5 protein-coding genes are annotated in these 3,799 nt (G+C 71.2%); 1 reads left to right on the top strand and 4 read right to left on the bottom strand.

Features of this window, described 5'->3' with window-relative positions:
* Positions 1-211 (top strand): hypothetical protein (locus tag RUH65_RS15460; RefSeq protein WP_313818530.1); only part of this gene is annotated, 211 nt, incomplete at its 5' end.
* 111 nt (positions 212-322) lie between these two features.
* Here RUH65_RS15460 and RUH65_RS15455 read toward each other — a convergent pair.
* From RUH65_RS15455 to RUH65_RS15440, 4 genes are all read right to left on the bottom strand, one after another.
* The gene (locus tag RUH65_RS15455) at positions 323-1,339 is read right to left on the bottom strand and encodes an alpha/beta hydrolase (RefSeq protein ID WP_313818529.1); all 1,017 of its coding nucleotides are present in this window, start codon (positions 1,337-1,339) and stop codon (positions 323-325) included.
* Positions 1,321-1,941, bottom strand: coding sequence for a heat shock protein transcriptional repressor HspR (locus tag RUH65_RS15450; protein ID WP_313818528.1), 621 nt, complete (start codon positions 1,939-1,941; stop codon positions 1,321-1,323). Before RUH65_RS15450 ends, RUH65_RS15455 begins: the two co-directional genes overlap by 19 nt.
* Positions 1,938-2,927 (bottom strand): DnaJ C-terminal domain-containing protein, encoded by a 990-nt coding sequence (locus RUH65_RS15445; protein WP_313818527.1) that lies wholly within the window; start codon positions 2,925-2,927, stop codon positions 1,938-1,940. The genes RUH65_RS15450 and RUH65_RS15445 overlap by 4 nt, the downstream gene beginning before the upstream one ends.
* Positions 2,928-3,013: 86 nt before the next feature.
* The gene (locus RUH65_RS15440) at positions 3,014-3,730 is read right to left on the bottom strand and encodes a nucleotide exchange factor GrpE (protein ID WP_313818525.1); all 717 of its coding nucleotides are present in this window, start codon (positions 3,728-3,730) and stop codon (positions 3,014-3,016) included.
* Between the last annotated feature and the right edge of the window lie 69 nt (positions 3,731-3,799).

Here is a 3,799-nt window from a genome sequence, read left to right as displayed (position 1 = left end):
GTGGTACCAGCGCACCGACGAGGAGGGTCAACCGGTCGACTACGACTACGAGACCGGCACCTACGCCGACGGCTGGACGCCGGAAGGCACCGCTGACGTCAGCGATGACGTCAGCAATGACGTCAGCGCTGGCGGGGCGTCCGGCCAGGACCAGGCCACGGACCCCGCCAACCGGGGCCGTCAGCCGGGCCGGGGAACCTCCACCAGCTGACACCGGCGCCTGGCTGCCGTCCAGCCAACGCGAAACGCCCCGTCCCCCGCCCACGACCGGCGGAGGACGGGGCGTTCTCGTCTTCGGGGGCACCATGAAAGGGCCCGAGATTCAGTCGAGGGGCAGGCCCGCCGTCGCGCGGGCGATGCGGTACAGCGAGGTGGTCCCCACGTCCCGGTAGCCGAAGCCGCGGTGGAGCGGACCGGAATCAGGCCGATGCCGTGACGTGTTGTGCCCGACCACGCCGGCGAGACCACGCGAGCCATCCGCCCCGACCTCCAGCGGTGTGAACCGGGTCCAGCGTGGCCGCCGCGAGAGAAGCCGCCCGAGCCGGGACAGGTAATCGGTCTCCGCCAGGGCCACATAGACGTGCTCGGCCGTCAGCCCCAGCTTCCCGGGATCCCCCGCCAGGTCTCGAGGCAGGCCCACCACGCCGGACACCACCAGCGCGTCCAGGCTGCGCGGCGGTTCGCGCCGCTGCAGGATCTGCAGTGCCCGTGCAGCCACCACACTCCCGTAGGAATGGGCTTCCACAGCAGTGTGCGGGAGCGCGGCCGCATCGATCCCAGCGGTGGACGTGGAGCCCGCAGCGAGCCGTGCGCGGACATCGAACCAGCCGTCCAGGTGACGGGCCAGCCGGGCTCCGCCGCGCAGGGCGGATTGGCCGGACAGCACGCCCCGGGGGCCGGGCGGGTGATAGCCGAGCCAGGCCACCACGCACGGCCGTTGCGCTCCGGCCTCCCGCTGGGCGGCCCACAATTGGCCGGCCTCCCGGACGGATCCCCACATGGCGGTATGCACGAAGATCCCCATGCCGGAGACCTGCCAGGTCAGATGGCTGGCGGTGGACGGCTCCCCCACGGCGATGGCGGCGGAGGCCGGACGCAGGGTGGTGCCGAGATCGTAGGCCAGCAGATGCCGCTCCGGGTAGGAGCGGTCCATGGAACCTGGCTTCAACGCGTGCACCAGACCGTCCAGGGCGGATCTCTGGCGTGGCCCCAGGCTCTGACGACGGCGCATGTCCGCCCGGAGGCGAGCCCGGGTGGCCTCCCGCTCGGCGGCATCCCAGATGTCCCGGCGAGCCACCGACGCGACCGGCCGCTCCGGCCTCAGCCCTGGCGCTTCCATATCCGCACCGTGGACGTTGTTCCGGAGCGCGGTTCCGCTCCCTCGGCGGGGTAGTGCCGCCCCCCGGCGGTGGTGCCAGAGGCGGGGCCGGCGTCCGCGGTGATCTCGAAGATGCCGGGAGCGGCGGTCAGGGCGGCAGCCGGACGGCGCCACCGGGCGGCCCGGCGGGCGCGCTCGATGGTGGCCGCCGTCTCCGCGTTCCGGGCCCGGGAGGCGTGCTGCGATCCCTCCGAGCCGGCGTCGAAGGTACTGGTCACGTCACCGGTGGCTCCGGCGGTGAACACGCGGGGATAGCGGGCGTAGGCCTGGAAGGCCTGGATCTGCCCGGCGAGCTCCGCCACGGTGTTCTGCAATTGCTCAACCTCCCCCTGCAGCTCCACGATCCGGCGGATGCCCTCCAGGGAGACGCCGTCCCGGCTGAGCTGCTGGATGGTGCGGAGGCGGTCCACGTCCTGCCGGGAGTAGCGGCGCTGCCGCCCTCCCTGACGCTGCGGGACCACCAGGCCGATCCGGTCATACTGACGCAGGGTCTGCGGATGCATGTCCGCCAGCTCGGCTGCCACCGAGATGACGTAGATCGGTTCCTCCCAGAAGGTGGTCACAACCGGGCCTTGTCCGCCAGCCCCGCCCTCGGATGGTGTCCCGCGGTCGCGGCGGCGAAGGCCTCCACGGCGGCACGGGCGTCATCGGACAGGGACGTGGGCACCTCGACCTGAAGCTCGACGAGAAGGTCTCCGGCCGGCGTCGAGCCCTTGGAGGACTTCACGCCGCGGCCCTTGACCCGCAACACGCGCCCGGAGGACGAGCCGGCGGGGACCTTGACCTTCACGGAGCCGTCCAGCGTGGGTACTTCGATCGTGGCGCCGAGGGCGGCCTCGTCGAAGGAGATGGGCACCTGGACGCGCAGGTTGTTGCCGTCACGGTGGAAGAACGGGTGGTCCTTCACACTGACGGTGACGATCAAGTCCCCCGCACCGGCGGCCCCGGGCGAACCCTTGCCACGCGAGCGGACCTTCTGGCCGTCCTTGATGCCGGCGGGAATCCGGACGTCGATGACCTCGCCGTCCGCCGCCCGCAGGGAGATGGTGGTGCCGCGCATCGCCCCGGCGAACGAGATGCTCGTACTGGCGGTCCGATCCGCGCCCTTGGTCGGAGGACCGCCGAAGCCACCTCCGCCGGTCCGGCCGCCGAAGCCGCCGAACAGATCGGCGAACTCGGGCGGGATGTCCCCGGTGGTCGGTCCGGAGCGTCCGCGGCTGGCCCCGGTGTTGAACAGGCCTCCGAACATGTCCTCGAAGCCGCCGCCGGCGGGGCCGCCCGCACCGGAACCGGGAGCGGAGAACCGCGCCCCCGATCCCATGGCCCGGATCGCGTCGTACTGCTGGCGCTCCTCCGGATCGGAGAGCACGGAGTTGGCCTCTGTGACCTCCTTGAACTTCTTCTCGGCGGCATCGTTACCGGGATTCTGGTCCGGGTGATACTTGCGGGCCAGCTTCCGGTAGGCCTTCTTGATGTCCGCTTCCGAGGCGTCCTTGGAGACACCGAGGACGGCGTAGAAGTCCTTGTCCACCCAATCCTGTGAGGCCATGGTGCCTCCTTTCCTGTCTGTCCTGTGGCTTCTTCCGTTTCAGCCCGTGGGCTCTGTCCGGCTGGGCCTGCCTGCCGGAGGCCTGGTCAGCCTTCGCCGGCGGAGACCATCACCTGGGCAGCGCGCAGGACGCGCTCACCGCGGAGGTAGCCGTTGCGGAACACCTGGACGACGTGTTCCTCCGGGATCTCCTGGCTCGGCTGACGCAGCATGGCCTCATGGCGGGCCGGATCGAACGGCTGACCGACCAGGGAGTCCTGGTCCTGCCGCTCCAGCCCGAAGCCGGTGAGCACCGAGTTGAACTTGGTGGCGATCGCGGCGAACGGGCCCTCAGCGAGGTCTCCCGCGGCGCGCGCGGCGTCCAGGTCGTCCAGCACCGGAATCAGGGCCGTCAGGACGGACTGGATGGCGTTGTCCTTGGACACGTCCCGGTCCCTGTCCACGCGGCGCTTGTAGTTCACGAACTCCGCCTGGACACGTAACAGGTCATGGCGCAGCTCCTCCTCGCGGGCGGTGGCGCTGGCGAGCTCCGGGTCCTGGGCGCCGGTGACGCCCTCGTCGGAGGCATCCGCAACGCTGTTGAGGATCTGCTCGGCCTGGGAGAGGGCATCTCCGTCTGCGTCCGCGGCACCGGGGCCGGCGTCGTTGGCGGTGTCCTCCGGGTCCTCAGCGGCGGCAGCGGCATCGGCGGGCTGGCCCGCCGGCTCGCGGACCTTCCCGGTCATCGGGTCGATCCGGCGCTTGTCCTGGAAGCTCACCGGCTCCTCGCGCTCGCGGTCTTCTTCATTACCGTGGTTCGGCATGGTCTGGGTCCTTTCCTCCGGTACCCCGGGGCCGGCCGGCCCTGCCTGCGACGAAGCAGGGACAGAGTC

This window comes from Citricoccus sp. (genome assembly GCF_032154715.1).
Lineage (GTDB): Bacteria > Actinomycetota > Actinomycetes > Actinomycetales > Micrococcaceae > Citricoccus.
Note: the sequence above shows the minus strand (reverse complement) of the source record. Positions and strands in the feature narration are given on the sequence as shown.

Bases quoted from the DNA above. Each gene is read 5' to 3' on its own strand.
- RUH65_RS15445 (WP_313818527.1), bottom strand. From the start codon at position 2,927: ATGGCCTCACAGGATTGGGTGGACAAGGACTTCTACGCCGTCCTCGGT.
- RUH65_RS15440 (WP_313818525.1), bottom strand. From the start codon at position 3,730: ATGCCGAACCACGGTAATGAAGAAGACCGCGAGCGCGAGGAGCCGGTG.
- RUH65_RS15455 (WP_313818529.1), bottom strand. From the start codon at position 1,339: ATGGAAGCGCCAGGGCTGAGGCCGGAGCGGCCGGTCGCGTCGGTGGCT.